The organism is Salipiger sp. IMCC34102, from assembly GCF_004145405.1.
Classification (GTDB): domain Bacteria; phylum Pseudomonadota; class Alphaproteobacteria; order Rhodobacterales; family Rhodobacteraceae; genus Loktanella.
This window is the reverse complement of the sequence record NZ_SELQ01000001.1, coordinates 263122-286418: the sequence shown is the minus strand read 5'-3', so window position 1 is coordinate 286418 and position 23297 is coordinate 263122. Positions and strand designations below refer to the sequence as shown.

The window sequence follows — 23297 nt, the reverse complement described above, 5'->3', positions numbered from 1 at the left end:
CCATCCACGGATCGCGCTGCCAAGGCCGATCCGTGCCATCCCGAACGAAAGGAGCTTTCCCCATGAAAACCGCCAAAGACTTTCTGGACGACGCCAATGCCGTCGTGACCCGCATCCCGACCGCCCAGGCGATCGAGGCCTACAATTCGGACGACGGCGGCATCTGGATCGACGTGCGTGACACTGCGGACATCAAGAAGAGCGGCACGATCAAGGGTGCCAAGCATGTGGCCCGCGGCTTCATCGAATTCGCCGCCGACCCGAACTCTCCGCACCACAAGGATTTCCTGAAGCCCGACGGCAAGTACTACCTCGTCTGCGGCGCGGGCGGTCAGGCGGCGCTTGCAGGCAAGACGCTCAAGGACATGGGCTACCAGGACGTGACCAACGTCGGCGGCGTGCCCGACTGGAAAGAGGCGGGCGGCCCCACCGAAGAGGTCTAGCCCGCGACGAAGTCCTCGTCCCGGTATCCCTGCAGATACAGCAGCGCCGTCAGGTCCCCGTGGTTGACCCTGACGGCGCATTCTTTTTGCACGGTCGGTTTCGCATGCAACGCGACCCCGGTGCCGGCCAGTCCCAGCATGCCCAGATCATTGGCCCCGTCGCCCACCGCAAGCACGTCCCCGGGCGCGATGCCCAGCCGGGCGGTGATCTCCCGCAGGGCCTCGACCTTCGCCGCGCGTCCCAGGATCGGGCGGGCGACGTCGCCCGAGAGCATGCCGTCCTCGACCAGCAGCGTATTGGCGCGGTTCTCGTCGAAACCGAGCGTGGCGGCGATCCGCGCCGTGAAGGCGGTGAACCCGCCCGAGACGAGCGCGGCATAAGCCCCGTTCGCCCGCATCGTGGCGACCAGCGCCGCCCCGCCCGGCATCAGCGTGATCCGCGTGTCGACCACGCGCTGAATGATCTCCTCGGGCAGGCCCCTGAGCAGGCCGACACGTTCCAGAAGGGCCGCCTCGAAATCGAGCTCTCCGTTCATCGCGCGGGCGGTGATCCGGGCCACATGCGCGCCGACGCCGGCCTCGGCGGCCAGTTCGTCGATGCATTCCTGCCGGATCATCGTGCTGTCCATGTCGGCAAGCAGGACGCGCTTGCGGCGACCTTCGCCGGGCTGGACGACCAGGTCGATGCCTTGGGCCTGAAGATCGTCCCAGACCGACCATCGGTTGTCCGGCACCGCGGGCTGCGTGAACTCCGCCGCCGTCCCGCGCGACAGCCAGACCGCATCGGTGCCACCCCAGGCGTTGCGCAGGTTCTCGACCAGGGTGGCGTCCAGCGCGCCGGGTCGGGCGATGAGGGTGGTCACGAACATGGGCAGTCTCCTTTGCGGCGCGATCTACCGCGCTAGGCTGCAAAGGGAAAGAAGGAGACGCCCATGACCGATCTGCAATGGTGGCAGCGAGAGATCATCTATCAGGTCTATCCCCGCAGCTTCCAGGACAGCGACGGCGACGGAATCGGCGACCTGGCCGGGATTACGCGGCGGCTGGACTACATCCGCGACCTCGGTGCGGGGGTCGTCTGGATCTCGCCCATCTTCCCGTCGCCGATGAAGGACTTCGGCTACGACATCACCGATTACCGCGGGATCGAGCCGATGTTCGGCGACCTCGACGACTTCGACGCGTTGATCGAGGCGGCCCACGCGCGCGGTCTGAAGGTGTTGCTGGACTTCGTGCCCAGCCATACCTCGGATCAGCATCCGTGGTTCGTCGAAAGCCGGTCGTCGCGCGACAACCCCAAGCGCGATTGGTACATCTGGTGCGACCCGATGGAGGATGGCCCGCCGACCAACTGGATCAGCGAGTTCGGCCCCACCACCTGGAACTGGGACGAGGCCACCGGGCAATACTACCTGCATATCTTCCTCGACAGCCAGCCCAGCCTGAATTGGCGCAACCCGCAGGTGCAGGACGAGATGCTGGAGACGATGCGCCTTTGGTATGCGCGCGGGGTCGACGGCTTTCGCGTGGACGCGATCACCCATATCGCCCCCGACGTGGACAAGGGCGATCATCCGCCCGATCCCGACTGGCAGGAGGGCATGAACCCCTCGGGACGGTTGTCGAAGGTCCACTCCAAGAACCAGCCCTTCGGCTATGAGACCGTGCGCATGATGCGCCGCGTGACAGAGGAGACTCCGGGCAACCTGCTTCTGGGGGAAACCGACGGCACGCTGGATAACGTGATGAGCTACTACGGGGACGACCTCGACGGGTTTCACCTGCCGTTTAACTTCCGACTTCTGGACATCGAATGGACGGTGCCCAACATCCGCGAGACGGTGGAGGCCTACGAGGCCGCCTTGCCGGAGGGGGCCTGGCCAACTTGGGTGATCGGCAACCACGACTGCATCCGAATCGCGTCCCGCGTGGGGGCTAGGCGCGCGCGGTTGGCGATGACCCTGATGCTGTGCCTGCGCGGTACGCCCACGATCTACCAAGGCGACGAGCTGGGCATCCCCTCCGCCAAGATTCCCCCCGACAAGGTGCAGGACCCCTGGGAAAAGCAGGTCCCCGGGCAAGGGCTTGGCCGCGACCCGTCGCGCACCCCGATGCCCTGGGACGACAGCGAGGGGGCGGGCTTTACCGACGGCGATCCCTGGTTGCCGATCGAGGTGCCGCCGGACGGGCCGGTCAGCGCGCAGGATGCGGGCTCGATGCTCGCCTACGTGCGCCGTCTCATCGCGTTGCGCCAATCCTCCGACGCCTTGTTGCAAGGGGCCTACCGCACCCTCGGCGCCGAGGAAGACCTCTACGTCTTTGCCCGCGAGGCGGAGGGCGAGCGGCTTGTGATCGCGCTGAACTTCGCGGACACGCCCCGCCCGGCGCCAGATGGCGACACGGTCCTGTCCTCGCACGACGCCACCGGTCCGCTGGTCCCCGGTGAGGCGCGGATCCTCCGGACCTGAGGGTCGCAAAACTTCACAAAAGCGTCGTTGCCTTCTCTCCCGCCCCGGCCTATGTCCGGCGGCGGGACACCCTTCCCCAACGAAGGGCGCATATCTGAGAGGATACCAGCAATGGTTACGACCAATTCGGCATCGCGCGGCGACGCGCGCAAACCTGACGTGCGGCCTGCCAATCCGCGTTTTTCGTCCGGCCCCTGTGCCAAACCCCCCGCATTCGATCTGCAGACCCTGTCCGACGCGCCGCTTGGCCGTTCGCACCGGGCCGCCATCGGCAAGGCCAAGCTGGCCGAGGCCATCGAACTGACGCGCAGCGTCCTGGGCGTGCCCGAGGATTACCGCATCGGGATCGTGCCGGCCTCCGACACCGGCGCCTTCGAGATGGCGATGTGGACCATGCTGGGCGAACGCCCCGCCGAGATGGTGGCCTGGGAAAGCTTCGGCGCAGGCTGGGTCACCGACGTGGTCAAGCAGCTCAAGATCGAGGCGACCGTCCACGAGGCCCCCTACGGCGAGATCGTGGAGATGGCCGCGCTGAACTACGACCACGACGTCTGCTTCACCTGGAACGGCACCACCTCCGGCGTGCGGATGCCGCACGGCGAGATGATCCCCGAGGATCGCGCGGGCCTGACGCTCTGCGACGCGACCTCGGCTGCCTTCGCGCAGGACCTGCCGTGGGACAAGCTCGACGTGACCACCTTCTCCTGGCAGAAGGTCATGGGCGGCGAGGCCGCGCATGGGATGCTGATCCTGTCCCCCCGCGCCGTCGAACGGCTGGAAAGCTACACCCCCGCCTGGCCGCTGCCGAAGATCTTTCGCCTGACCAAGGGCGGCAAGCTGATCGAGGGCATCTTCAAGGGCGAGACGATCAACACGCCTTCGATGCTTTGCGTGGAGGATTACCTGCAGGCGTTGAAATGGGGCCAGTCCATCGGCGGGCTGCAGGCACTGCACGCGCGTTGCGACGCCAACGCGAAGGCGGTCTGGGACTTCTGCGACGCCAACGACTGGATCGAGAACCTGGCCTCCGACCCCGCGACGCGGTCGAACACCTCCGTCTGCGTGAAGTTCACCGACGACCGCATCACCGACGGTCCGGCCTTCGCCAAGGCGGTCGCGAAGCGATTGGAGGCCGAGGGCGTGGCGCTCGACGTGGGCGCCTATCGCGATGCCCCCGCCGGTCTGCGGATCTGGTGCGGTGCCACGGTGGAAACCTCCGACATCGAGGCGCTGCTGCCTTGGATCGACTGGGCCTTCCACCAAGAGCTCGCCTCTGCATGAACCCCGTCCCGGGCGTGCCCCGGGACCCCGACCCAAGAGGCCCCGGACCTGTCTCCGGGGCGGGTTTTTGAAGTTTCAGATAGGAGCGCCACCATGGCCCCCAAAGTTCTCATCTCGGACGCGCTGTCCGAAGCCGCCGTTCAGATCTTCCGCGACCGCGGGATCGACGTTACCTTCGAGCCCAAGCTGGGCAAGGACAAGGACAAGCTGCTGGAGATGATCCCGCAGTTCGACGGTCTTGCCATCCGGTCCGCCACCAAGGCCACCGAGAAGCTGATCGAGGCGGCTGGCAATCTCAAGGTCATCGGCCGGGCGGGCATCGGGGTCGACAACGTCGACATTCCCGCAGCCTCCAGGAAGGGCATCATCGTGATGAACACGCCCTTCGGCAACTCGATCACCACCGCCGAGCACGCCATCAGCCTGATGATGGCCGTCGCCCGCCAGATTCCCGAGGCCAACGCCTCCACCCACGCCGGCAAGTGGGAGAAGTCCCGCTTCATGGGCGTGGAGCTGACCGGCAAGACGCTGGGCGTCGTGGGGGCGGGCAACATCGGCTCGATCGTGATCGACCGCGCCAAGGGTCTGAAGATGAAGGTCGTGGCCTACGATCCCTTCCTCTCGGAAGAGCGCGCGACCGAGATCGGCGTCGAGAAGCTGGAATTCGACGCGCTGCTCGAGCGGTCCGACTTCATCACCTTCCACGTGCCGCTGACCGACCAGACCCGCAACATCCTGTCGAAAGAAGCGATCGCCAAGCTCAAGCCCGGCGTGCGGATCGTGAATTGCGCCCGCGGTGGACTGGTCGACGAGGCCGCACTGGCCGAGGCGATCAAGGACGGTCGCGTCGCGGGCGCCGCCTTCGACGTTTTCGCCGAGGAACCGGCGACGAACTCGCCGCTCTTCAACCTCAAGAACGTGGTGGTGACGCCGCACCTCGGCGCCGCCACGACCGAGGCGCAGGAGAACGTCGCCTTGCAGGTGGCCGAGCAGATGTCCGATTACCTGCTCACGGGGGCCGTGACCAACGCGATCAACATGCCCTCGATCACGGCCGAGGAATCCAAGATCATGGGCCCCTGGATCGAGTTGTCGAAACACCTGGGTCACTTCGTGGGCCAGATGACGGACGAGCCGATCCAGTCGATCAACATCCTCTTCGACGGCGAAGCCTCCGAGATGAACCTCAAGGCGCTCACCGCCTCGACCGTGGCGGGCATCATGCGGCGGCGGAACCCGGACGTGAACATGGTCAGTGCACCCGTGATCGCCAAGGAAAACGGGATGAAGGTTTCGACCACCAAGCAGGACCAGTCCGGCGTCTTCGAAGGCTACATCAAGGTGACCGTGAAGACCGCGAAGTTCGAACGCTCCGTCGCGGGGACGATGTTCAGCGACGGCAAGCCGCGTTTCATCCAGATCAAGGGCATCAACGTCGATGCCGAGATCGGGGCGAACATGCTCTACACCACCAACCAGGACATGCCGGGCATCATCGGCGTTCTGGGTCAGACCCTCGGCAATCACGGCGTGAACATCGCGAACTTCACCCTGGGCCGCTCGGCCGCGCGGGGCGAGGCGATCGCGCTGCTCTACGTGGACGAGGAAGTCTCGGCGGAGGCCGTCGCGGCGCTGGAACAGACCACCAAGTTCCAGCAGATCAAGACGCTCGCCTTCGATATCGGGTAAGCTTCGGGCGGTCCCGGCCTTGCGCCGGGGCCGCCATCCCGCGATACCGGACCTGTCCCGGCGCCCCGCCGGGGCCCAGACCCACAGGACCCGCCTCATGCTCTACGCCCTCGGTGACATTCACGGCCAGAAGGCGATGCTCGACCGGGCCTTCGCGCTCATCGCGGCCGACGGCGGGGCGGACGCGCCGCATGTCTTCCTGGGCGACTACGTCGATCGCGGCCCCGACAGCCATGGCGTGATCGAGGCGCTGATCGCAGGTCGCGACGCGGGCCGCGACTGGACCTTCATCAAGGGCAATCACGACCGCATGTTCCTGCGCTTCGTCGAGGAGGGCGAAACCCACGACGCGGCCATCAAGTCGGGCCTGTCCTGGCTCAACCCGCGGCTCGGTGGGCCGCAGACGCTCGCCTCCTACGGGGTGAACACGACCGGGCCGGGCCGCTACGTTCGCGACGAACGGGACCGCGAATCCTTGGTCTCGATGCCCACGGACCGCGGCGACGTGACCCTGCAGGAGCTGGTCTCCCTCGCGCGCGACGCGGTGCCCGAAACCCACCGGCAGTTCCTGGCCACCTGCCCCCTGACCCATCAGGCCGAAGAACATCTCTTCGTGCACGCGGGCCTGCGTCCCGGCGTCGCCCTGGCCGAGCAGGTCGAGGACGACCTGGTCTGGATCCGCGACGGCTGGCTCGACAGCACCGTGGACCACGGTCAGGTCGTGGTCCACGGGCACACGGCGCTCGACGCGCCGACGCATTTCGGCAACCGCATCGACCTCGACGCGGGGGCAGGCTACGGCAAGCCGCTCATTCCGGCCGTGCTCGACGATGGAAAGTGGTTCACGCTGACGGACGCGGGACGCGTGCCGCTGACGCCCGCCTGATGGGTCAGGCCTTCGACACGCTGGCGGGGCTGCGGGCGCATGGGTTCGACACGCTGATCGACGTGCGCTCCCCGTCCGAGTTCGCCGAGGATCACGTGCCGGGGGCCATCAACCTGCCTGCCCTCAGCGACGCCCAGCGGGCAGAGGTCGGAACGATCTACAAGCAGGTCAGTCCTTTCCGCGCGCGCAAGCTGGGGGCGGCGATGGTCGCGCGCAACGTGGCCGATCACGTGGACGGGCCGCTCAATGGCTACGACGGCGGCTGGCGTCCGCTGGTCTATTGCTGGCGCGGCGGGCAGCGGTCGGGGTCCGTCGCGACGATCCTGTCGCAGATCGGCTGGCGCGCCGACACGATTCAGGGCGGCTACCAGAGCTACCGGCGGCTGGTGCACGCGATGCTCTACGACACCCCGCTGCCGCATCGGTTGATCCTGCTCGACGGCTACACTGGCACCGCCAAGACCGCGCTGCTGCCCCTGCTGGCCGAGCGCGGCGTGCAGGTCATCGACCTCGAAGGCCTCGCCGCCCATCGGGGCTCTCTTCTGGGGGGCGTCGCGGGAGGGCAGCCCGCGCAAAAGGGCTTCGAAAGCGCGCTGGCCCAGGCGCTCCAGTCGGTCGACCCGGACCGCCTCACGGTGCTCGAGGCGGAAAGCAGCAAGATCGGGCGGATCGTGCTGCCACAACAGCTCTGGACCCGCATGACGACCGCCCCGCGGATCGAGGTCACGGCCCCGCTCGCCGCGCGCGCGGCGTTCCTGACGCAGGCCTACGCGGACGTCATCGCCGATCCCGCGGCCTTGCGCGCACGCCTGCAACCCCTGCGCAACCTGCGCGGCCACGCCACCGTCGACCGTTGGGAGGGCCTGCTGACCGGCGGCGCGTTCACGGATCTGGCCGCAAGTCTGATGCAGGACCACTACGACGCCGCCTACGCCCGCTCGCGCGATGCGGAGAACCGGACCTGGCTGGGTCAGGTCCACGCCGAAACGCTGGACGACGCTGGCCGCGCCCGCGCCGCCGACGCGATCGCCGACGTGATCGAAAACCTCTGACCGCCCCGGCCCCATCCGCAGGTTACACATCAGCCTTTCCGAACACCGCGCCCCATCCCCTCTTCATCTGGCCAGATAAACTCCGGGGGAGCCCGGCACGGGCGGGGGCAGAGCCCCCTCCTAGACCAGCCGCAAGACCGCACCTTCGGTCACGGTGCCGATCCGGGCGGCCTGACCATAGCCCGCTTCATGCAGCCTGCGCAGCAGGATCTCCGCCGCCTCCGGTGCCACGGCGGCGAGCAGCCCCCCGGCGGTCTGGGGATCGAACATCAAGTCCCGGCGGGGACCGACGGGGCCTTCGACGGCGCCCGCCCCGATCTCGTTGTCGGCGAAAAGGCTTGATCTCGTGCCGCCTCGCGCCAGATCGAGCGCTCCGGGCAGGAGCGGCAGGACGTCGAGCGTCACCTCCGCCCCGACGCCTGATGCGTCGCAAATCCCCCGCAGATGCCCGGCCAACCCGAACCCGGTGACATCGGTCATCGCATGGGCCTCAGAGAGGATCGCGCTGGCCGCCCCCTGGCCCATCTGCATCGCGTCGAGGGCGCTCATGACGTCGTGTCCACGCGCAAGACCCGCCATCTCGGCGGCCATCAGCGTGCCGCTGCCAAGCGGCTTGGTGAGGATCAGCGCGTCACCGGTCCGCGCGCCTGCCAGCGTGATCGGGTCACGGTCGCACAGCCCGGTGACGGTGAAGCCCAGTGTCATCTCCGCCCCGAGGGACGTATGACCGCCCAAGATCTCGGCCCCGGCCCCGGACAACAGCCGATGGACCGTGGCGGTGATCTCGGCCAGCGTGCGCGCCTGCAACTCCGCCGACAGGCGCGGCAGGATCAGGTTGACCGTCGCGGCCTGGGGGCGCGCGCCCATCGCCCAGACATCGCCCAGCGCGTGGGTCAGGGCGATCCGGGTCATCACGACGGGATCCTCCCAGAAGCTGCGCAGGTGGTCGGTGCTGACGACCTGCCGGGCCTGTCCCAATGCGATCAGGCCCGCATCGTCCCCCGGCAGGACCCGGATGTCGTCCCGCGCCGGAGGGGGCAGGTCCGACAGCGCCGCCCGCAGCGCCGCGCGCCCGACCTTGGCGCCGCAGCCGCCGCACATCGGCTTGTCGCCCAGCGCCTCCCGCAGACCCAGGGCGTGGTGCTTCGGCACGGCGGGGGCCTCCATCGCGGGCAGATCGCCCAGCTTGGCCATGAAGCGGCGGTCGATGCGATCCTTCCACCGCCACAGCAGCCCGCCCGAAAAGCCGGTGCCGAACCGCTCGGCCATCGCGCGCTTCGCCCCGAGCGACACCAGCTTGAGGTAGTCCTTCTGCGGCCGATACCGCCGCATCGACCCGCCGGAAAGCGCCGCGCGCAGATTGTCGAAGAGCACCGGCGCCTCGCGCACGGCGTAGACACCGGCCTTCGGACGGGGCGCGTGGGTCAGGTGCGCGCAATCGCCGACCGCAAAGAGCGCGGGGTCGGAGGTCTGCAAGCTTGGTCCGACGCTCAGGAACCCCTCGTGGCAGTCGACCCCCACCTGCGCCATCCAGTCGTGCGGCTTGGCCCCGGCCGCCCCCACGGTGAAGTCCGAGCGGATCCGGCGGCCGTCGTCCAGCTCTACGGCGCCGTCGGTCAGACGCGCGACCGTGGCGCCTTCGATGAGCGTGACGCCGTTGGCCGCCAAGCCGGCCAGCACCCTGTCCCGCGCGGTGTCGTTCAACCCGGCGAGCGCGCGGCTGCGGTCGATGACCTGCACGGTCGGGTCGCGGTCGCGCAGGGCGTGGGCCATGGCCATCGCAAGCTCCGCCCCCGCGACTCCGCCGCCCAGCACCGCGACATGCGGATCGGTTGCCGTCTGGCGAAACGTGTCCCAGCGGCTGGCGAAGGGGCCCAGCGGTTTCGCGGGCACGCCGTGATCCGCGAAACCTTCGAGGTCGGGCATGGCGGAGGTGATGCCGATGTCCACACTGGCCACGTCGTAGACGACGTCCGCGCGTCCCGGAACGGCGATCCGGCGGGCGGTCGTGTCGATGCCCGTGACCGCGCCGCAGATGAACCGTGCGCCCGCGAACCGGGCGAGGCGCACCAGGTCGATGTCCAGCTCATCCCGGCCGTAGTGCCCCGCGACGAACCCCGGCAGCATGCCGGAATAGGCCGCCGCCGGGGAAGGGTCGATCACCGTCAGCCGCACCCCGGGCAGCGGGTCCATGCCCCATTTGCGCAACACCAGTGCATGGGTATGACCGCCGCCGATCAATACGAGGTCTCGGGTCAGGGGAAGTGTCTGCATGAGGCTTTCTACCCCCCGCCTACGGAGAGCGCCACTGCCCCCGCCAGTCCGCGTCCCTTCTGTAGGTCGCGCGCCGGTGATCGTCGCCCAGATGCGTGAGGTCGATCGCCTCGATCCGGCACGACAGCACCGCGAAGGCATCGAAACTGGCGGTGATTTCGTAGTCGAGCGCGCTGTCCAATTGGGTCCCGGGGTCGGGGCGCTTGCCGTAGCTTTGCCGTCCGCCCGCGCCGATCTTCTCCCACCGGTCGGCGACCGTGTCGCCGCTCAGGATCTCGACCTGCGCCTGCAGGCGGATCTGAAGACGCTGCTTGTCCTCCCAGACGTGCAGGGCGGCGCGGGGGGTGGCGCGCAGGCTTTCGATCTTGTCGGAGCGCAGGTCGGTATAGACCTCCAGCGTCGCGGTTTCGCGCGTGGCGGCGCGCAGCACGACGGTGCGCGCCTCCGGCCAGCCGTCGCGCATCGTCGCGAAGGTGGGTTGGCGGCTGGGGGATTTCGCATCGGCGACCCCGCGCGACAGCCGCTGCCACATGCGGTCGTGCAGACCGTCCAGCGTTTCGAACCACTCACTCATATCCGGTCATCTCCAAATAGCCCCTGCCATCGTGACTGCCGGTCACCGTGACCGGACCTTCCCAGTAGGGGACAGAGGTGTCCATCCAGGCCTGCGGGTTGATCGCCTGCACCGTCACGTCGACACCCCGCTCGGGCAGTTGTACCTGCCAAGCGGTCGGCACCGCGCGGCCCGCCACGTCGGAGGTCTCGAGCGGCGTGGCCGCCAGCGCATCGTTGAACGGCGTCGCGGTGCCGTCGGGCGCGATCCAGGTGGCAGAGGTGAAATCCGCGCCGTCCGTCTGGCGCAGCCGGAACCCCATCATCTTTGCCCCGTCGTCGAAGGAGAGCGAGAACCAGTCCCAACCCGTCTGCGTCTCGGCCAAGGGCTGGCTGGACCATTCGCGGTCGAGCCAGGCATTGCCGGTCACTTCTATTTCTCCCTCGGGCAGGGTCAGAGTTCCCGTGACCTCGTAGAACGGCTGCGAATAGTAGTAGCTGGCCTGCCCGGCGGCGGATTTGACCGAGTAGCCGTCCTCGCCCTGGAAGATCAGTGGGCCGGTGGCCTCCAGCGTCACGTCGTAGGCGAAATCGGGGCCGCTCGCCGTCAACTGGCCCGTGTCGATGCCGCTCATGCGCCAGTCGTCGATCCAGGCCTCAAAGGGATCGGCGACAACCCCCGCTTGCCCGATGCCGCCGCGCGCGATGCGTTCGGTGACGAAATGCGCCTCCGGCGTGGTGACGGCGGCATGGCCCATCCACAGTTGAGGGTCATTCCAGCCCGCTTGCGTCTCTGGCGCCAGTGCGCTGCGGAACAGGGTCCACTGCAATCCGTAGGGCGTGCCGTCCGCCGCTTCGAGGTTGGCGGTCACGTACCACCACTCGATCCGGTAGTCGGGATGCGCGCCGTGGTCGGTGGGAAAGTCGAACTGCGGGTCGGGCTGCGGCACGGCGAAATCACCCGCCTCCGCGCCGAGGCCCGCGAACCCCTGCGCCTGCGCGGTGAAGGGCAGCAGGCAGAGGATCAGGACCTTACCGTTCATTGGAGAACACCTTTAGCAGATCGGCGGGGGGCGTGCGGGCCAGCCGCCAGGCGGGCCAGAGCGCCGCGAGCGCCGCGGCCCCCAGCGCGAAGAGGCCCAATCGGGCGTAATCGGCGGGGAAGAGGAACATCGGCAGTTTCCACCCGAACGCCGCCACGTTCACAACCGCCAGCAGCGCCCAGGCCAGGGCCAATCCCAGCGGAAGCGCCACGACGGCGGTGAAGACCGCCAGCATCACCGCGCGCACCAGTTCCACCACCCCAAGGCTGCGCCGCGTCATCCCCATCGCCCAGGCGGGCGCCAGTTGCGGCAGGCGCAGGGCGGCGAGGGTCAGCAGGCTCATCAGGATCGCGAAGCCCGCAACGGCAAGCGTCAGGACGTTCAGCGCGGTCGTCACCATGAAAGTCCGGTCGAAGACATCGAGGGAGAATTGCTTGATCCCCGCCTGGTCGATCAGGTTGCCCTCGCTGATGCCGACCTCGCGCGTGAGCGCCGCGCGCAGGGCCGCGACGTCTTCCAGATCAAGGCGCAGGCCGAATTGCAGGGGCGTCACCTGCGGATAGAGGCCGGCGAAGACCGGCTCGGTCAGGATCGCCTGGCCGATGGGATTGCCGTAGTCGCCGTAGATGCCCGCCACGGTGAAGGACCGGCCCTGCAGTTGCACCGCGTCGCCAAGGTCCAGCCCGGTGCGCCGGGAAAGCTGTTCGTTGATCGCCACGCCGCTGCCCTCAGCGATCCGCGCCCAGGGGTCCGGCACCGAAGCGAGGAAGGTCCAGTTGTCCACGTAAGTGGGACCGATGCGGGCGCCCAGAACCTCGGTCGGCAGGTCGCGGACTTGCGCCTCTGCCGATTGGATCGGCAGGATCGCACGGGTGCGGGGGGCGGCGAAGGCGACGAGGGCCTCGGCCTGGGCTTCGTCCTCGGCGGTGACGTAAAGCTCGGACGCCAGCCGCTGGTCGAGAAAGCCGCTGAAGGTCAGCCTGAAGCTGCTGACCATGGTGGAGACGCCCACGTTCGCCGCCATCGCAAGCAGCAGGGCGGCCAACGCCAGCGACAGGCCCGGAAGTTGCTGGCGCGTATCGGCCCAGAACCACTGCGCCCGCAGGCTCCGGGCGGCCCCCTCGGCCAGCGCCAGCACCCGGTCGAGGATCAGCGGCAAGGCCAAGGCCGCACCGATCAGCAGCGTGCCCAGCAGCGCGAAGCCCGCGACCAGGCCGTTCGCCGTCAGTGCAAGAAGGCCCGCGACCGCCAGCAGGACGAGTGCGACCGCCCCCTGGACCCAGGCGGCGCGGCCGGCGACAACCGTTAGGGCGCGCCGTTGACCGCTGGCCAGAAGCGGCATCCGTGCCAGCCGCCAGAAGGCCGCCGCCGCCGCGAGCCCGGTCCCCAGAAGCGCCACCGCGAGCCCCGATAGCCACCACGCGGGCCGCAGTTGCAACGTGCCCGAAACGCTTTGCCCGTAAAGCCCGCCCAGCGTGGCCGCCACGTCCGGCAGCAAGAGCGAGGCGATGACATAGCCCAAGGCGACCCCCAGCGTGCCCGCGATCAGGGCCATCGCGGTCAGCTCCAATGCCATCAGTGCCATCAGCCGCCGCAACGGCAGACCCAGTGCACGCAGGGTCCGCACGACGGGGCGGCGCTGTTCGAAGGCCAGGCCGATGGCGCCGTTCACGATGAAGATGCCGACCGCGAAACTGAGCAATCCGAAGGCGGTCAGGTTGAGGTGGAAGCTGTCGGTCAACCGCCCCAGGTCGGATCCCGCCTGCGCCGCCTGCACGGTCACGTCGGGGGCGACCTGCGCAAGATCGGGTCGCCCGAGGGGCTGTTCGGGGCTCACGATCATCCGCGTTACCTGGCCGTCGAGCCCAAGCAGGCCCTGCGCAAGCCCGATGTCGGTGATCGCCGTGCCGGGCGCGACATCGGGGGCCTCGATCCGCTGCGCGTCGAGCTCGGCCAACCCGGCCAGCACCTCCGCCTGACCGAAGATCTGACCGGCCCCCGACAGGAAAGCCGCGATGTCCGTGTCCACAGGGTCGACGGGGCCCAGGCCGCCGGGGGCCGTGAGCGGGTCCAGTCCCACGATCCGCACGCCCGATAGCCGCCCCTCGACCACCGGCGAGACAAGCCACCCGGCGCGGCGCAGGGCGACGTAGGTCTCCTGCGGGATCGACCCGCCGTCGCGCGCCACGATCTGGTCGTAGGTGCCTTCGCCCAAGGTCGCCGCTGCCGCGTCGTAGCTGGCTGCGGCTTCCGCGTTGATCGCCTGCACCCCGGACCAGAGCGCCGTCGCCAGCGCCAGCCCTGCCAGCAGGGTGAACAGCTGCAAGGGGTTGCGGATCCAATGCGAAAGCAGCGCCTGAAGCGTCGCGCGCGTCACGCGATCCGGCCCCGGGCAAGGTGCACCTGCCGCTCCATCCGGGCGGCGAGATCATGCGAATGCGTCACCATCAAGAGCCCCGCCCCGGTGTCCGTCACCAGTTCAAGCATCAGCGCCAGAACCTGTGCGGCGGTCTCCTCGTCGAGGTTGCCCGTCGGCTCGTCCGCCAGCACCAGCCGGGGGCGGGGTGCCAGCGTGCGCGCGATCGCGACCCGCTGCTGCTGACCGCCGGAAAGCTGTTCGGGATACTTGCGCAACTGCGGGGTCAGCCCCATGCGTTCGGCCAGATCCGCGCACCAGCCCGCGTCGTGCTGGCCCGCCAGCCGGGCCTGGAAGCTGATGTTGTCCTCCACCCGCAACGAGGGGATCAGGTTGAACTGCTGAAAGATCACGCCCACGGTGCCGCGCCGCATTCCGGCGCGCGAGACGTCGTCCATTGCCGTCAGGTCCTGCCCGTCCAGCAGGATTCTGCCCGCATCCGCCTCATCAAGCCCGCCGACGAGGTGCAGCAGCGTGCTCTTGCCGGACCCGCTCTCGCCGGTGAGCGCCAGCGTCTCGCCCGCGCCCAGCGACAGGTCGACGCCGTCCAGCACGGTCACGACGCCGTCGCCGGTGGTGTAGGTCTTTCGCAGATCGGTGACGCTCAGCAGCATGGGCTCTCCTTCGACGGGCAACATGACGCCCGAGGGGCGCTTGTCCACCGCGCCTCTGTGCCGCAGGGTCGCGCTGGCCAAACGGCGCTGACCCGATCATCCTTGCGGCCATACACAGGAGGTCCCCATGTCAGACATCGTCATCCTCGGCGGCGCGCGCACCGCCGTCGGCACCTTCGGCGGATCGCTCGCGGGCATCCCGCCGATCGAACTTGCCGCCACCGCGTCCCGCGCGGCGCTCGACCGCTCGGGGCTGGACCCCGCACAGGTCGGCCACGTGGCCTTCGGCCATGTCATCAACACCGAACCGCGCGACATGTACCTGTCCCGCGTCGCCGCGATGGAGGCGGGCGTCCCCGACACCACGCCCGCGATGAACGTGAACCGCCTGTGCGGGTCCGGCGTGGAGGCCATCGTGTCGGTGGTGCAATCGCTGCAACTGGGCGATGCGGAGTTCGGCCTCGCAGGCGGGGCCGAGTCCATGTCCCGTTCGCCCTTCATCGTCTCCGATCAGCGCTGGGGCGCCAAGATGGGCGACGTGACGACGCGCGACATGATGCTGGGTGCGCTGAACTGCCCCTTCGGCACGGGCCACATGGGCGTCACCGCAGAGAATGTCAGCGCGGAACACTCGATCAGCCGCGAAGATCAGGACGCCTTCGCGCTGGAAAGCCAGCGCCGCGCCGCGACAGCCATCGAGGAAGGCCGCTTCGCCGAGCAGATCGTCCCGGTCGAGATCAAGGTCAAACGCGAGACAATGGCCTTCGACACCGACGAACACCCCAAGCCCACCACCGCCGAAGGTCTTGCCAAGCTGCGCCCCGCCTTCGCAAAGGACGGCCGCGTGACGGCGGGCAATGCCTCGGGCCTGAACGACGGGGCGGCTGCGATCACGCTGGCGCGCGCCGACGCCGCCGAGCGGGCGGGCCTCACCCCCCGCTTCCGCGTGCTGGGCTACGCCCACGCCGGCGTCCGGCCAGAGGTGATGGGCATCGGCCCGGTCCCCGCGGTAAGGAAGCTGCTGGAGCGCACAGGCCTCACCGTGCAGGACTTCGACGTGATCGAATCGAACGAGGCTTTCGCCGCCCAAGCCCTCGCCGTCAGCCGGGAGTTGGACTTCGACTCCGCCCGCGTGAACCCCAACGGCGGCGCGATCGCACTCGGTCACCCGGTCGGCGCGACTGGCGCCATCATCACCGTGAAGGCCATGTACGAGCTTGACCGCATTCAGGGCAAACGTGCCCTCGTCACTATGTGCATCGGCGGCGGCCAGGGCATCGCGCTGGCCATCGAACGGATCTGACGCAGGCACGGGTCCCATCGTCGCGCGCGGCCCGTCCTCGCTCTTTTGAAAATACATCCCGCCGGAGGCTCGGGCGATCCTGCAGGGATCGCCCGAAATCGCCTAGTAGAAGGCGGCGGCGTTGTTGATCAGCACGATGCGGATGATCTCGATCGCGATCAGCGCCACGATCGGCGACAGGTCGATCCCGCCCATGCTGGGCAGCACGTTGCGGATCGGCCGGTAGATCGGGTCCAGGATCCTCTGCAGCGTGTACCAGATCTGCCCGACGAGCGGCTGGCGGACGTTGAGCACGTCGAAGCTGATCAGCCAGCTCATGATGAAATGCGCGAAGATGAAGAACCGCGCCACGCCCAGCAGCAGCAACAGGATCTGGAGCAATGAGGTCATCGGTGCATCTTCCTTCGGTCAGGTCCCCGCGCAGGTAAGGGCAGGGGCCCAGGCGATCAAGTCCTTCCTGCCGCAAGGGCACGGGTTGACGGCCCGCATCCGGCTGGAAAGGGTCCGGCCCGTGTATCCCTTCGTCCGCCTTGCCAAGGAATTCGTCGTCCACCACCGGGCGGCCGATCTGCCCATCACCGGGGCGCATGTGAGCCATCACCGCTGCTGGCCGCACGACCTCGACGTCTACCTCGAGATGAACAACGGGCGCATCCTGACGATCCTCGATCTCGGGCGCACGATCCTGGCCCGGCGGACGGGGCTTTTGCGCGTGATGCGGCAGGAACGGTGGGGGCTCGCCATGGCCGGCGCCTCTGTCCGGTGGCGCCGACGCATCCGCAGCTTCGAGCGGTTCCGCGTGGTCAGCCGCTGCGTGGGCTGGGACGCCCGGTTCTTCTATCTCGACCAGTCGATCTGGGTGGGCGAGGTCTGCGCGGCGCAGGGGCTCTACCGTGCGGCGGTGACGGATCGGGGCGGAATGGTCGATCCCGCGCGGGTCTTCGCGGCAATCGGCAGCGACGGCACCTCTCCGCCCTTGCCTGCCTGGGTGAGGCACTGGACGGAAGCGGAAGCCGAGCGCCCCTGGCCCCCGGAATTGCCCGAGGCCCCCTGATCCGGGCTTGCCACTGCTGGCGCGCCCGGGCTTAGTCGGGCGCAGGACCGGGCAGGGGACGGCACATGGCGGTGGCGAAACGACGCATCTGGGGCTGGATGGCCTTCGACTGGGCAAGCCAGCCGCTCTATACGCTGGGGCTGACCTTCGTCTTCGGGCCTTATTTCGCGGCCGTGGCTACCGATTTCTTCATGGGCGAAGGGCTGGACCGTGCCGCCGCCGGGGCCGAGGCGCAGGGCCTGTGGTCCGCGGGGCAGGCGATCTCCGGCTTGCTCATCGCGATCACGGCCCCTTTCCTGGGGGCCTTCGCCGACAACTCCGGACGCAAGGTGCCCTGGATCGCGGGATTCTCGGTCGTCTTCGTGATCGCCACGGCCCTGCTGTGGAACCTCACGCCGGACGGCACCTGGATCCTGCCCGCGCTGGTCGTCTTCTACGTGGCCTTCTTCGCCTCGGAATCCGCGCTGAACTTCGTCAACGCGATCCTGCCGAGCCTCGGAGACCGGCACGAGGTCGGCCGGATCTCGGGCTCTGGGGCGTCCTTCGGCTACTGGGGCGGTGTCGCGTCGCTCTTCATCATGCTCCTCCTGTTCGTCGAGGATCCCGAGAGCGGTGTCACCCTCATCGGTCTCGCCCCCGCGCTGGGCCTCGACCCCGCGGCGATGGAGGGCACCCGTGCGGTCGGGCCCTTCATCGCGATCTGGTTCGCGATCTTCATGGTCCCCTTCTTCCTCTACGTGCGGGATGACCCCCGGCTGGGCGGCCAGTCGACCCGGATCGGCGCCGTCTGGGGAGAGCTCAAGCAGACGCTGCGCGGGGTGATGCGTCGGCGCAGCCTGCGGTCGTTCCTGCTGGGGTCGATGTTCTATCGCGACGGGCTGAACGCGCTCTACGGCTTCGGCGGGGTCTATGCCGCCATCGTGCTGGACTGGAGCACCATCAACATCGGCATCTTCGGGATCGTCGCGGCCATCGCGGCGGCGATCTTCACCTGGGCCGGAGGGCTGGCGGACCAGCGATTCGGACCGAAGCCCGTCATCATCACCTGCATCTGGCTGCTGATCGGGGTCAGCATCGTCATCGTGGGCATGAGCCGCGCGCAGCTTTTCGGCGTGCCCCTGCCCGCGGGGTCCAGCATCCCGGACATCCTGTTCTTCGTCGCGGGCGTGGTGATCGGCGGGGCCGGTGGCGCAACCTACGGCGCCTCGCGGTCGCTGATGGTCCGGCATACCGATCCCGACCGCCCGGCCGAGGCCTTCGGCCTCTTCGCGCTGACGGGCAAGGCCACGGCCTTCCTCGCGCCGGCGGCCATCGCGCTCTTCACGTATCTGACAGGCAACGTGCAATTGGGGTTCCTGCCCGTCATCTTTCTCTTCCTCCTCGGCCTCGCCCTGCTAAGGTGGGTCGACAAAGACGGAGACCGAGCAGAATGATCCGCACCCTTGCCCTGACCCTCGCGCTGACGGCCCTGGCCGCCTGCCAGCCCGAAGAACCGACCGTCGCCCCCGTGGTCTCGACCCAGAACACCAACGACACCCGCATCGCCAAGCAGGTGTTCGGACCGATTCCGGATGCGTCCTCGCAACAGGCGCAGCCGGTTGGCTTCTATTCGCGCGGATGCCAGGCCGGGGCCGCGCAACTGGCCGAGACCGGGCCGACCTGGCAGGCGATGCGCCTGTCGCGCAATCGCAACTGGGGCCAGCCCGAACTGATCGACTTCGTGCAGGACCTGTCGCGCGCCGCCGCCCGGCAGCCGGGGTGGAACGGGATCTACGTGGGCGACCTCAGCCAACCGCGCGGCGGGCCGATGACCTCCGGCCACGCGAGCCACCAGGTCGGTCTGGATGCCGACATCTGGCTCAAGCCGGCGACGCGACTCGACCTCACCCGGGCCGAGCGGGAGAACATCTCCTCCGACCGGATGGACCGTAATAGCGGGGCTTACATCAACGCCGCATGGACACCGCAGCATCACGAGATCCTGCGCGCCGCGGCCTCCGACCCGCGGGTGGCGCGAATCTTCATCTTTCCGGGTGCAAAGGTCGCGATGTGCGATGCCGCGACGGGCGATCGCAGCTGGCTGAGCAAGATCCGTCCCTGGTACGGCCACAACTATCATTTCCACGTGCGGCTGAACTGCCCCCGTGGGGCGCAGGACTGCGAGGACCAGGCCCCGCCGCCCCCCGGTGACGGCTGCGAAGCCGCGCGCCAATGGGTGGACGATATCGTCAATCCCAAGCCCGCGCCGCCGCCCGATCCCAATGCCCCGGCCCCGGCGCCGAAGCGCGATTTGACGATGGCGCAGCTTCCGGGCCAATGCGCGACCGTCGCGGCCTCGGACTGATCGTGCATCGCGTCCTGTGCGCGCTGGCGCTGGTCGCCGGCTGCAGTTCCGTAGCCCAGGGTCAGTCCGGGCCCCGGGCCGAACTTCTGGGCCGCTACGTCTGGCAGGATGGCGGGACGGATTTCGGCGGCCTGTCGGGGTTCGAACTCAGCGACGACGGCACCCGCTTCTGGGCGCAAAGCGACCGTGGTGGCGCGCTTTTCGACGGACGCGTGACGCGCGACCAGGGTATGATTACGGAAATGACCATCGAAGGGCGGCGGGCCCTTCTGAACGGCAAGGGCAATCCGCTGAGGGGCCGCGGCGCCGATGCCGAAGGTCTGGCGTTGGGCGCGGACGGGACGCTCTACGTCTCCTTCGAAGGCAGGGCCCGCGTGTCGGCCTATCCGGATATCGACGGACCGGCCAGGGACGTTCCGCGCGCCCCGGCCTTCGCGGAAATGCAGGAAAATGCCTCGCTCGAGGCGCTCGCCATCGACCGGGACGGTATCCTCTACACCTTGCCGGAACGCTCCGGCCGCGCGACGCTGCCCTTTCCGGTCTATTCCTTCGACGGGCAGGATTGGGACGTGGCTTTCACGGTGCCGCGACGCGATTCCTTCCTGCCGGTGGGGGCCGATATCGGGCCGGACGGTTTGTTCTACCTGCTGGAGCGGGACTTCACCGGGCTGGGCTTCCGGTCCCGCGTCCGGCGTTTCGACATGACCGGCGACAAAGAGGTGACCTTGTTCCAGACCGGCACCGGCACCCATGACAACCTCGAAGGGCTGGCGGTCTGGCGCGACGATCAGGGTATCCGGCTGACGATGGTGTCCGACGACAACTTCAAGTTCTTCCAGACGACCGAGATCGTGGAGTATCGCGTCCGCGATTGACGCTGGGTCCCGCTGCGGCTAAGCGGCGGCGTCCCCGGACCCGGGGGCCAAGTGCCGCACCCTTGCCAAAACGGATATATCCCATGCGACTTCTTCCCGGCGTGATCGCCATGGCCCTCATCGTGGTGGCCTCCAACATCCTCGTGCAGTTCCTGATCCTCGACGGGCTGCTGACCTGGGGCGCCTTCACCTACCCGCTGGCCTTCCTCGTGACCGACCTGATGAACCGCATCTACGGCGTCGCCGCCGCGCGCCGGGTGGTGCTGGTGGGGCTGATCGCGGGCATCGTCTGCTCGCTCATCGGCAGCCAGATCCAGCTGGAGTTCGGGCCCGCCGTGCCGATCCGCGTCGCCATCGCCTCGGCCACCGCGTTCGGCGTGGCGCAACTGCTCGACATCACCGTGTTCAACAAGCTGCGGATGGGCGTCTGGTGGCTGGCACCGCTGGGATCCACCCTGGTGTCGTCCATCGTCGACACGGCGATCTTCTTCGGCGTCGGGTTCGCCGCGGTGTTCAACCCGCTGTCGCCCGCCGCGGCCGAGCAGATCATCTGGGCGCAAGACGCCGCCCCCTTCCTGAACGCAGGTCCGATGGCACCGCTGTGGGTCTCGCTCGCCGTGGCCGACTGGGGCGTGAAGATCGGCGTGGCCCTTCTGGCGCTGATTCCGTTCCGCCTGATCGTTTCGCGTGTCACACCTATGTCATGACCACCGTGGATGGTGGAATTAGGGTTTGACAGCCGCAACATATGCGGCAACCCTGATCACAGGCGAAACATTTGAAAGGAGGTGATCCAGTGCATCATGAAGTTCTGGAGAAGTGTGTCGGGACAGCTTGGGGGGTTCTGATCTAGGGCAGCCCCTGGATCTGTGATCCTTCAGGTGGGTGACCCTACGGGTTCCTAACCGACCCACCTCCGATATTCAGGAAAGGGCTGTTCCATCGCCGGAGCAGCCCTTTTTCACGTCGAATGCAAAGCATTCGACGAGTGCGCGAAAGCGAATTGCGAAGCAAATCGCGGGCGCACCCAGTCGAACACCTGAGCGCTGCTGTCAATCGCGCCCCCGGCTGCTATATCCCCTCCCATGTCCGACGACCTGCGCATCACCGACCAGATCACCCTTCAGGGGTGGGAGCTGACCGAGCAATTCACCCGCGCCTCCGGTCCCGGCGGGCAGAACGTGAACAAGGTCTCCACCGCCGTCGAGCTGCGGTTCGAGGCCGCGCGGTCCCCGTCCCTGCCCGACCCGGTGAAAAGCCGCCTGCGCCGACTGGCCGGGCGCCGCTGGACCTCTGACGGAGCCGTGGTGATCTTCGTGCAGGACACCCGCAGCCAAGCCCGCAACCGCGACCTCGCCCGCGAGCGTCTGGCGGAACTGGTCGAGCAGGCCACCCGCCGCCCCAAGCGCCGCGTGGCCACCAAGCCCACCTACGGATCGGTCAAGCGGCGGCTGAAAGCCAAGAAGGTCCGGGGCGAGGTGAAGGCCCTGCGCGGATCTGTCGACCCCGACTGAGGGAACGGACCACCCCGTTGCCGTGTTTAACCCCAAAGGAGATTAACCCATGCCCAAACGCTTCATCTACGTCCTGATCCCCCTCGGCTTCGTCGCCATCATCGCCGCCATGATCGCCGGAGGCGTCTTCGTGCAGGAAACCACCGATGGTCCGGTGGGGGATGTTGTGGAGGGGGAGGGGTAACGTTTGTCATCAAGAATTGAGATTTTCTGTATCACCTTGTAATGAAGTCGGGGTGACAACGAGGCAGTGGAATCCGTAGAGTGGCATCATTTTTTTCTACCGTCTTTCTCGGGTTAATCGCTGCAGCCATAGGTGCCCTTTTTCAGGATCGATCTTGGCGATACCGAAATCTTGCCGAGATGAAAGAGCGAGAGCGCAGCGAAGCGAGGCAGACTGTCGAAAGGCTTTCAGATGCTCTTGATCGAAGAATTACTGCGCAGAGAGCCTACACCGAAAAGGTCATTAGAGACGAGATAAGTGAAGCTGAGGTGGCAATTTACAGATTGGCTACCTCAGAGTGGATGGGCGGTTACTCTAGTAATCTGTCAAGAATACATCATAGTTTCGGGTATCGCGCAGTTTTGAATTTTGAAAAGAATATTCAAGATCGTTTGCAGCGGCTCAGCGCAGTTGCTGCGCTTGGTCGCCGGTACGGAAAGAGAAATCTTAGTTCTGAGGATCGCGAGGATTTTGAAAACCTTGAAGCTAACCTGTCTTTGGCGCAGCATGCAGTCACAGGATTTCTTCGCTCTCTAAATGACCGTATCGAGGGTGCAGATATCGGGAGAACGAGAAATATCAACAATTTGAATTCTGATGATCTTTCGCTGATTAGTAGAAGCTATTTAATCCGAAGGCTTTTCGCTGTAGATGGAAAGTTATTTAAGCCATATTGATACCTGAGTTTGATCGGATCGGCCCAGTCAAGTTGCATGGTTTCGGCGAGATGAATGATGAGGTCTGGTGTAATATCATACTTCTCTTTTAGAATAATTACGCTGTAGTATATTGGTCTTGGGAGTGGTCGTGCTAGAAGTGCGGCAACGAAAACAGCCTCCTCTTCGGTTAGGTGAATTGCTGGCTTTGAAAATAAGAAGTTTGCGGCGTGAATGCACCCGAAGAGTTTGTAGCCAAAGTAGCTTTGTTTTAAATAAGAGTGAAATATCTCGCTCTTGCTACAGTGGGCATTGAGCGAATATGCAAGAAATATTTCGCGTATCTTTCTTCGTAACGATCTTTCAAACCGACCTGTACAAATTCGGATAAGCTGCTGATCAATGGTGCTTATTCCGCCGGCTCTGCTGCCTTTGCTCAGTCGCTTGAGGACGCGAAGTGGGGCTCTTGCTTCAAAGCCGCTGTGTCTTAGGTATCTTCTATCTTCTATCTTCTAACAGTAAGATAGCGCGGCTTATATTATTGTCGAGATTCCCGAATAGAGAGTAGTCGGCTCCTAGGTTTGTTCTGTAGGTCGCGTTATCTCTCACT

23 protein-coding genes are annotated in these 23297 nt (G+C 66.9%); 15 read left to right on the top strand and 8 right to left on the bottom strand.

The genetic code is table 11. The annotated features are described in order from the left end of the window. Window positions 1-62 precede the first annotated feature (62 nt). Window positions 63-443, top strand: a complete 381-nt coding sequence (locus EU805_RS01460) for a rhodanese-like domain-containing protein (RefSeq protein ID WP_129762168.1) — start codon at window positions 63-65, stop codon at window positions 441-443. Here EU805_RS01460 and serB read toward each other — a convergent pair. Beyond that, a complete protein-coding gene (gene serB / locus EU805_RS01455) occupies window positions 440-1312 on the bottom strand; it encodes a phosphoserine phosphatase SerB (RefSeq protein ID WP_129762167.1) in 873 nt (290 codons plus the stop codon). The genes EU805_RS01460 and serB overlap by 4 nt on opposite strands. Window positions 1313-1375: 63 nt before the next feature. On the opposite strand from serB, the gene EU805_RS01450 reads away from it, so the two are divergent. The 5 genes from EU805_RS01450 to mnmH all read left to right on the top strand — a co-directional run bounded on the left by EU805_RS01450 (window position 1376) and on the right by mnmH (window position 7819). Next, the gene (locus tag EU805_RS01450; RefSeq protein ID WP_129762166.1) at window positions 1376-2911 is read left to right on the top strand and encodes an alpha-amylase family glycosyl hydrolase; all 1536 of its coding nucleotides are present in this window, start codon (window positions 1376-1378) and stop codon (window positions 2909-2911) included. 111 nt (window positions 2912-3022) lie between these two features. After that, window positions 3023-4192, top strand: coding sequence for a phosphoserine transaminase (locus tag EU805_RS01445; RefSeq protein WP_129762165.1), 1170 nt, complete (start codon window positions 3023-3025; stop codon window positions 4190-4192). A gap of 93 nt (window positions 4193-4285) precedes the next feature. Next, a complete protein-coding gene (serA, locus tag EU805_RS01440) occupies window positions 4286-5881 on the top strand; it encodes a phosphoglycerate dehydrogenase (RefSeq protein ID WP_129762164.1) in 1596 nt (531 codons plus the stop codon). Window positions 5882-5978: 97 nt separating this feature from the next. Further along, window positions 5979-6767, top strand: a complete 789-nt coding sequence (locus EU805_RS01435) for a metallophosphoesterase (protein ID WP_129762163.1) — start codon at window positions 5979-5981, stop codon at window positions 6765-6767. Then, on the top strand, window positions 6767-7819 hold the full coding sequence (gene mnmH / locus EU805_RS01430) for a tRNA 2-selenouridine(34) synthase MnmH (RefSeq protein WP_129762162.1): 1053 nt from the start codon (window positions 6767-6769) through the stop codon (window positions 7817-7819). The genes EU805_RS01435 and mnmH overlap by 1 nt, the downstream gene beginning before the upstream one ends. A 120-nt stretch (window positions 7820-7939) precedes the next feature. Here the strand turns inward: mnmH and selD are convergent, their stop codons facing one another. Genes selD through EU805_RS01405 form a run of 5 tightly spaced genes read right to left on the bottom strand, consistent with a single transcriptional unit; the run spans window position 7940 to window position 14718 of the window. Further along, entirely contained in the window at window positions 7940-10093 is a 2154-nt protein-coding gene (gene selD, locus EU805_RS01425) for a selenide, water dikinase SelD (RefSeq protein ID WP_129762161.1), read from the bottom strand. A gap of 19 nt (window positions 10094-10112) precedes the next feature. Next, window positions 10113-10667: a pyridoxamine 5'-phosphate oxidase family protein gene (locus tag EU805_RS01420; RefSeq protein WP_129762160.1), complete on the bottom strand. Its 555-nt coding sequence runs from the start codon at window positions 10665-10667 to the stop codon at window positions 10113-10115. Further along, complete coding sequence (locus tag EU805_RS01415) at window positions 10660-11688, bottom strand: lipocalin-like domain-containing protein (protein WP_129762159.1); 1029 nt, start codon at window positions 11686-11688, stop codon at window positions 10660-10662. Before EU805_RS01415 ends, EU805_RS01420 begins: the two co-directional genes overlap by 8 nt. After that, window positions 11678-14065, bottom strand: a complete 2388-nt coding sequence (locus EU805_RS01410) for an FtsX-like permease family protein (RefSeq protein ID WP_129762158.1) — start codon at window positions 14063-14065, stop codon at window positions 11678-11680. Before EU805_RS01410 ends, EU805_RS01415 begins: the two co-directional genes overlap by 11 nt. After that, window positions 14062-14718 (bottom strand): ABC transporter ATP-binding protein, encoded by a 657-nt coding sequence (locus EU805_RS01405; RefSeq protein ID WP_129762704.1) that lies wholly within the window; start codon window positions 14716-14718, stop codon window positions 14062-14064. The genes EU805_RS01410 and EU805_RS01405 overlap by 4 nt, the downstream gene beginning before the upstream one ends. A gap of 127 nt (window positions 14719-14845) precedes the next feature. Between EU805_RS01405 and EU805_RS01400 the strand changes: the two genes are divergently transcribed. Further along, entirely contained in the window at window positions 14846-16021 is a 1176-nt protein-coding gene (locus tag EU805_RS01400) for an acetyl-CoA C-acyltransferase family protein (RefSeq protein WP_129762157.1), read from the top strand. A 102-nt stretch (window positions 16022-16123) separates the two neighbouring features. On the opposite strand, the gene EU805_RS01395 is transcribed toward EU805_RS01400, so the two are convergent. After that, a complete protein-coding gene (locus EU805_RS01395) occupies window positions 16124-16411 on the bottom strand; it encodes a YggT family protein (RefSeq protein WP_129762156.1) in 288 nt (95 codons plus the stop codon). 121 nt (window positions 16412-16532) lie between these two features. On the opposite strand from EU805_RS01395, the gene EU805_RS01390 reads away from it, so the two are divergent. From EU805_RS01390 to EU805_RS01355, 8 genes are all read left to right on the top strand, one after another. Beyond that, complete coding sequence (locus tag EU805_RS01390; RefSeq protein WP_129762155.1) at window positions 16533-17075, top strand: acyl-CoA thioesterase; 543 nt, start codon at window positions 16533-16535, stop codon at window positions 17073-17075. A gap of 65 nt (window positions 17076-17140) precedes the next feature. Next, window positions 17141-18508: an MFS transporter gene (locus EU805_RS01385; protein ID WP_129762154.1), complete on the top strand. Its 1368-nt coding sequence runs from the start codon at window positions 17141-17143 to the stop codon at window positions 18506-18508. Further along, complete coding sequence (gene mepA / locus EU805_RS01380) at window positions 18505-19419, top strand: penicillin-insensitive murein endopeptidase (protein WP_129762153.1); 915 nt, start codon at window positions 18505-18507, stop codon at window positions 19417-19419. Before EU805_RS01385 ends, mepA begins: the two co-directional genes overlap by 4 nt. Before the next feature lie 2 nt (window positions 19420-19421). Beyond that, window positions 19422-20294, top strand: a complete 873-nt coding sequence (locus tag EU805_RS01375) for an esterase-like activity of phytase family protein (RefSeq protein ID WP_242494018.1) — start codon at window positions 19422-19424, stop codon at window positions 20292-20294. Between the two features lie 83 nt (window positions 20295-20377). Next, complete coding sequence (locus EU805_RS01370) at window positions 20378-21001, top strand: queuosine precursor transporter (RefSeq protein ID WP_129762151.1); 624 nt, start codon at window positions 20378-20380, stop codon at window positions 20999-21001. A gap of 378 nt (window positions 21002-21379) precedes the next feature. Beyond that, window positions 21380-21808 (top strand): alternative ribosome rescue aminoacyl-tRNA hydrolase ArfB, encoded by a 429-nt coding sequence (gene arfB / locus EU805_RS01365; RefSeq protein ID WP_129762150.1) that lies wholly within the window; start codon window positions 21380-21382, stop codon window positions 21806-21808. A 49-nt stretch (window positions 21809-21857) separates the two neighbouring features. Next, window positions 21858-21992 carry a nicotinate phosphoribosyltransferase gene (locus EU805_RS01360; RefSeq protein ID WP_129762149.1) on the top strand — a complete coding sequence of 45 codons (135 nt, stop codon included), beginning with the start codon at window positions 21858-21860 and terminating at the stop codon, window positions 21990-21992. Between the two features lie 80 nt (window positions 21993-22072). Continuing rightward, entirely contained in the window at window positions 22073-22708 is a 636-nt protein-coding gene (locus EU805_RS01355) for a hypothetical protein (RefSeq protein ID WP_129762148.1), read from the top strand. Here EU805_RS01355 and EU805_RS17900 read toward each other — a convergent pair. Next, window positions 22654-23196 carry a transglycosylase domain-containing protein gene (locus EU805_RS17900; protein ID WP_129762703.1) on the bottom strand — a complete coding sequence of 181 codons (543 nt, stop codon included), beginning with the start codon at window positions 23194-23196 and terminating at the stop codon, window positions 22654-22656. The two genes, EU805_RS01355 and EU805_RS17900, sit on opposite strands and share 55 nt — an antisense overlap. Between the last annotated feature and the right edge of the window lie 101 nt (window positions 23197-23297).

Bases quoted from the DNA above. Each gene is read 5' to 3' on its own strand.
- EU805_RS01460 (WP_129762168.1), top strand. From the start codon at position 63: ATGAAAACCGCCAAAGACTTTCTGGACGACGCCAATGCCGTCGTGACC.
- serB (WP_129762167.1), bottom strand. From the start codon at position 1,312: ATGTTCGTGACCACCCTCATCGCCCGACCCGGCGCGCTGGACGCCACC.
- EU805_RS01450 (WP_129762166.1), top strand. From the start codon at position 1,376: ATGACCGATCTGCAATGGTGGCAGCGAGAGATCATCTATCAGGTCTAT.
- EU805_RS01445 (WP_129762165.1), top strand. From the start codon at position 3,023: ATGGTTACGACCAATTCGGCATCGCGCGGCGACGCGCGCAAACCTGAC.
- serA (WP_129762164.1), top strand. From the start codon at position 4,286: ATGGCCCCCAAAGTTCTCATCTCGGACGCGCTGTCCGAAGCCGCCGTT.
- EU805_RS01435 (WP_129762163.1), top strand. From the start codon at position 5,979: ATGCTCTACGCCCTCGGTGACATTCACGGCCAGAAGGCGATGCTCGAC.
- mnmH (WP_129762162.1), top strand. From the start codon at position 6,767: ATGGGTCAGGCCTTCGACACGCTGGCGGGGCTGCGGGCGCATGGGTTC.
- selD (WP_129762161.1), bottom strand. From the start codon at position 10,093: ATGCAGACACTTCCCCTGACCCGAGACCTCGTATTGATCGGCGGCGGT.
- EU805_RS01420 (WP_129762160.1), bottom strand. From the start codon at position 10,667: ATGAGTGAGTGGTTCGAAACGCTGGACGGTCTGCACGACCGCATGTGG.
- EU805_RS01415 (WP_129762159.1), bottom strand. From the start codon at position 11,688: ATGAACGGTAAGGTCCTGATCCTCTGCCTGCTGCCCTTCACCGCGCAG.
- EU805_RS01405 (WP_129762704.1), bottom strand. From the start codon at position 14,718: ATGCTGCTGAGCGTCACCGATCTGCGAAAGACCTACACCACCGGCGAC.
- EU805_RS01400 (WP_129762157.1), top strand. From the start codon at position 14,846: ATGTCAGACATCGTCATCCTCGGCGGCGCGCGCACCGCCGTCGGCACC.
- EU805_RS01395 (WP_129762156.1), bottom strand. From the start codon at position 16,411: ATGACCTCATTGCTCCAGATCCTGTTGCTGCTGCTGGGCGTGGCGCGG.
- EU805_RS01385 (WP_129762154.1), top strand. From the start codon at position 17,141: ATGGCGGTGGCGAAACGACGCATCTGGGGCTGGATGGCCTTCGACTGG.
- mepA (WP_129762153.1), top strand. From the start codon at position 18,505: ATGATCCGCACCCTTGCCCTGACCCTCGCGCTGACGGCCCTGGCCGCC.
- EU805_RS01370 (WP_129762151.1), top strand. From the start codon at position 20,378: ATGCGACTTCTTCCCGGCGTGATCGCCATGGCCCTCATCGTGGTGGCC.
- arfB (WP_129762150.1), top strand. From the start codon at position 21,380: ATGTCCGACGACCTGCGCATCACCGACCAGATCACCCTTCAGGGGTGG.
- EU805_RS01360 (WP_129762149.1), top strand. From the start codon at position 21,858: ATGCCCAAACGCTTCATCTACGTCCTGATCCCCCTCGGCTTCGTCGCC.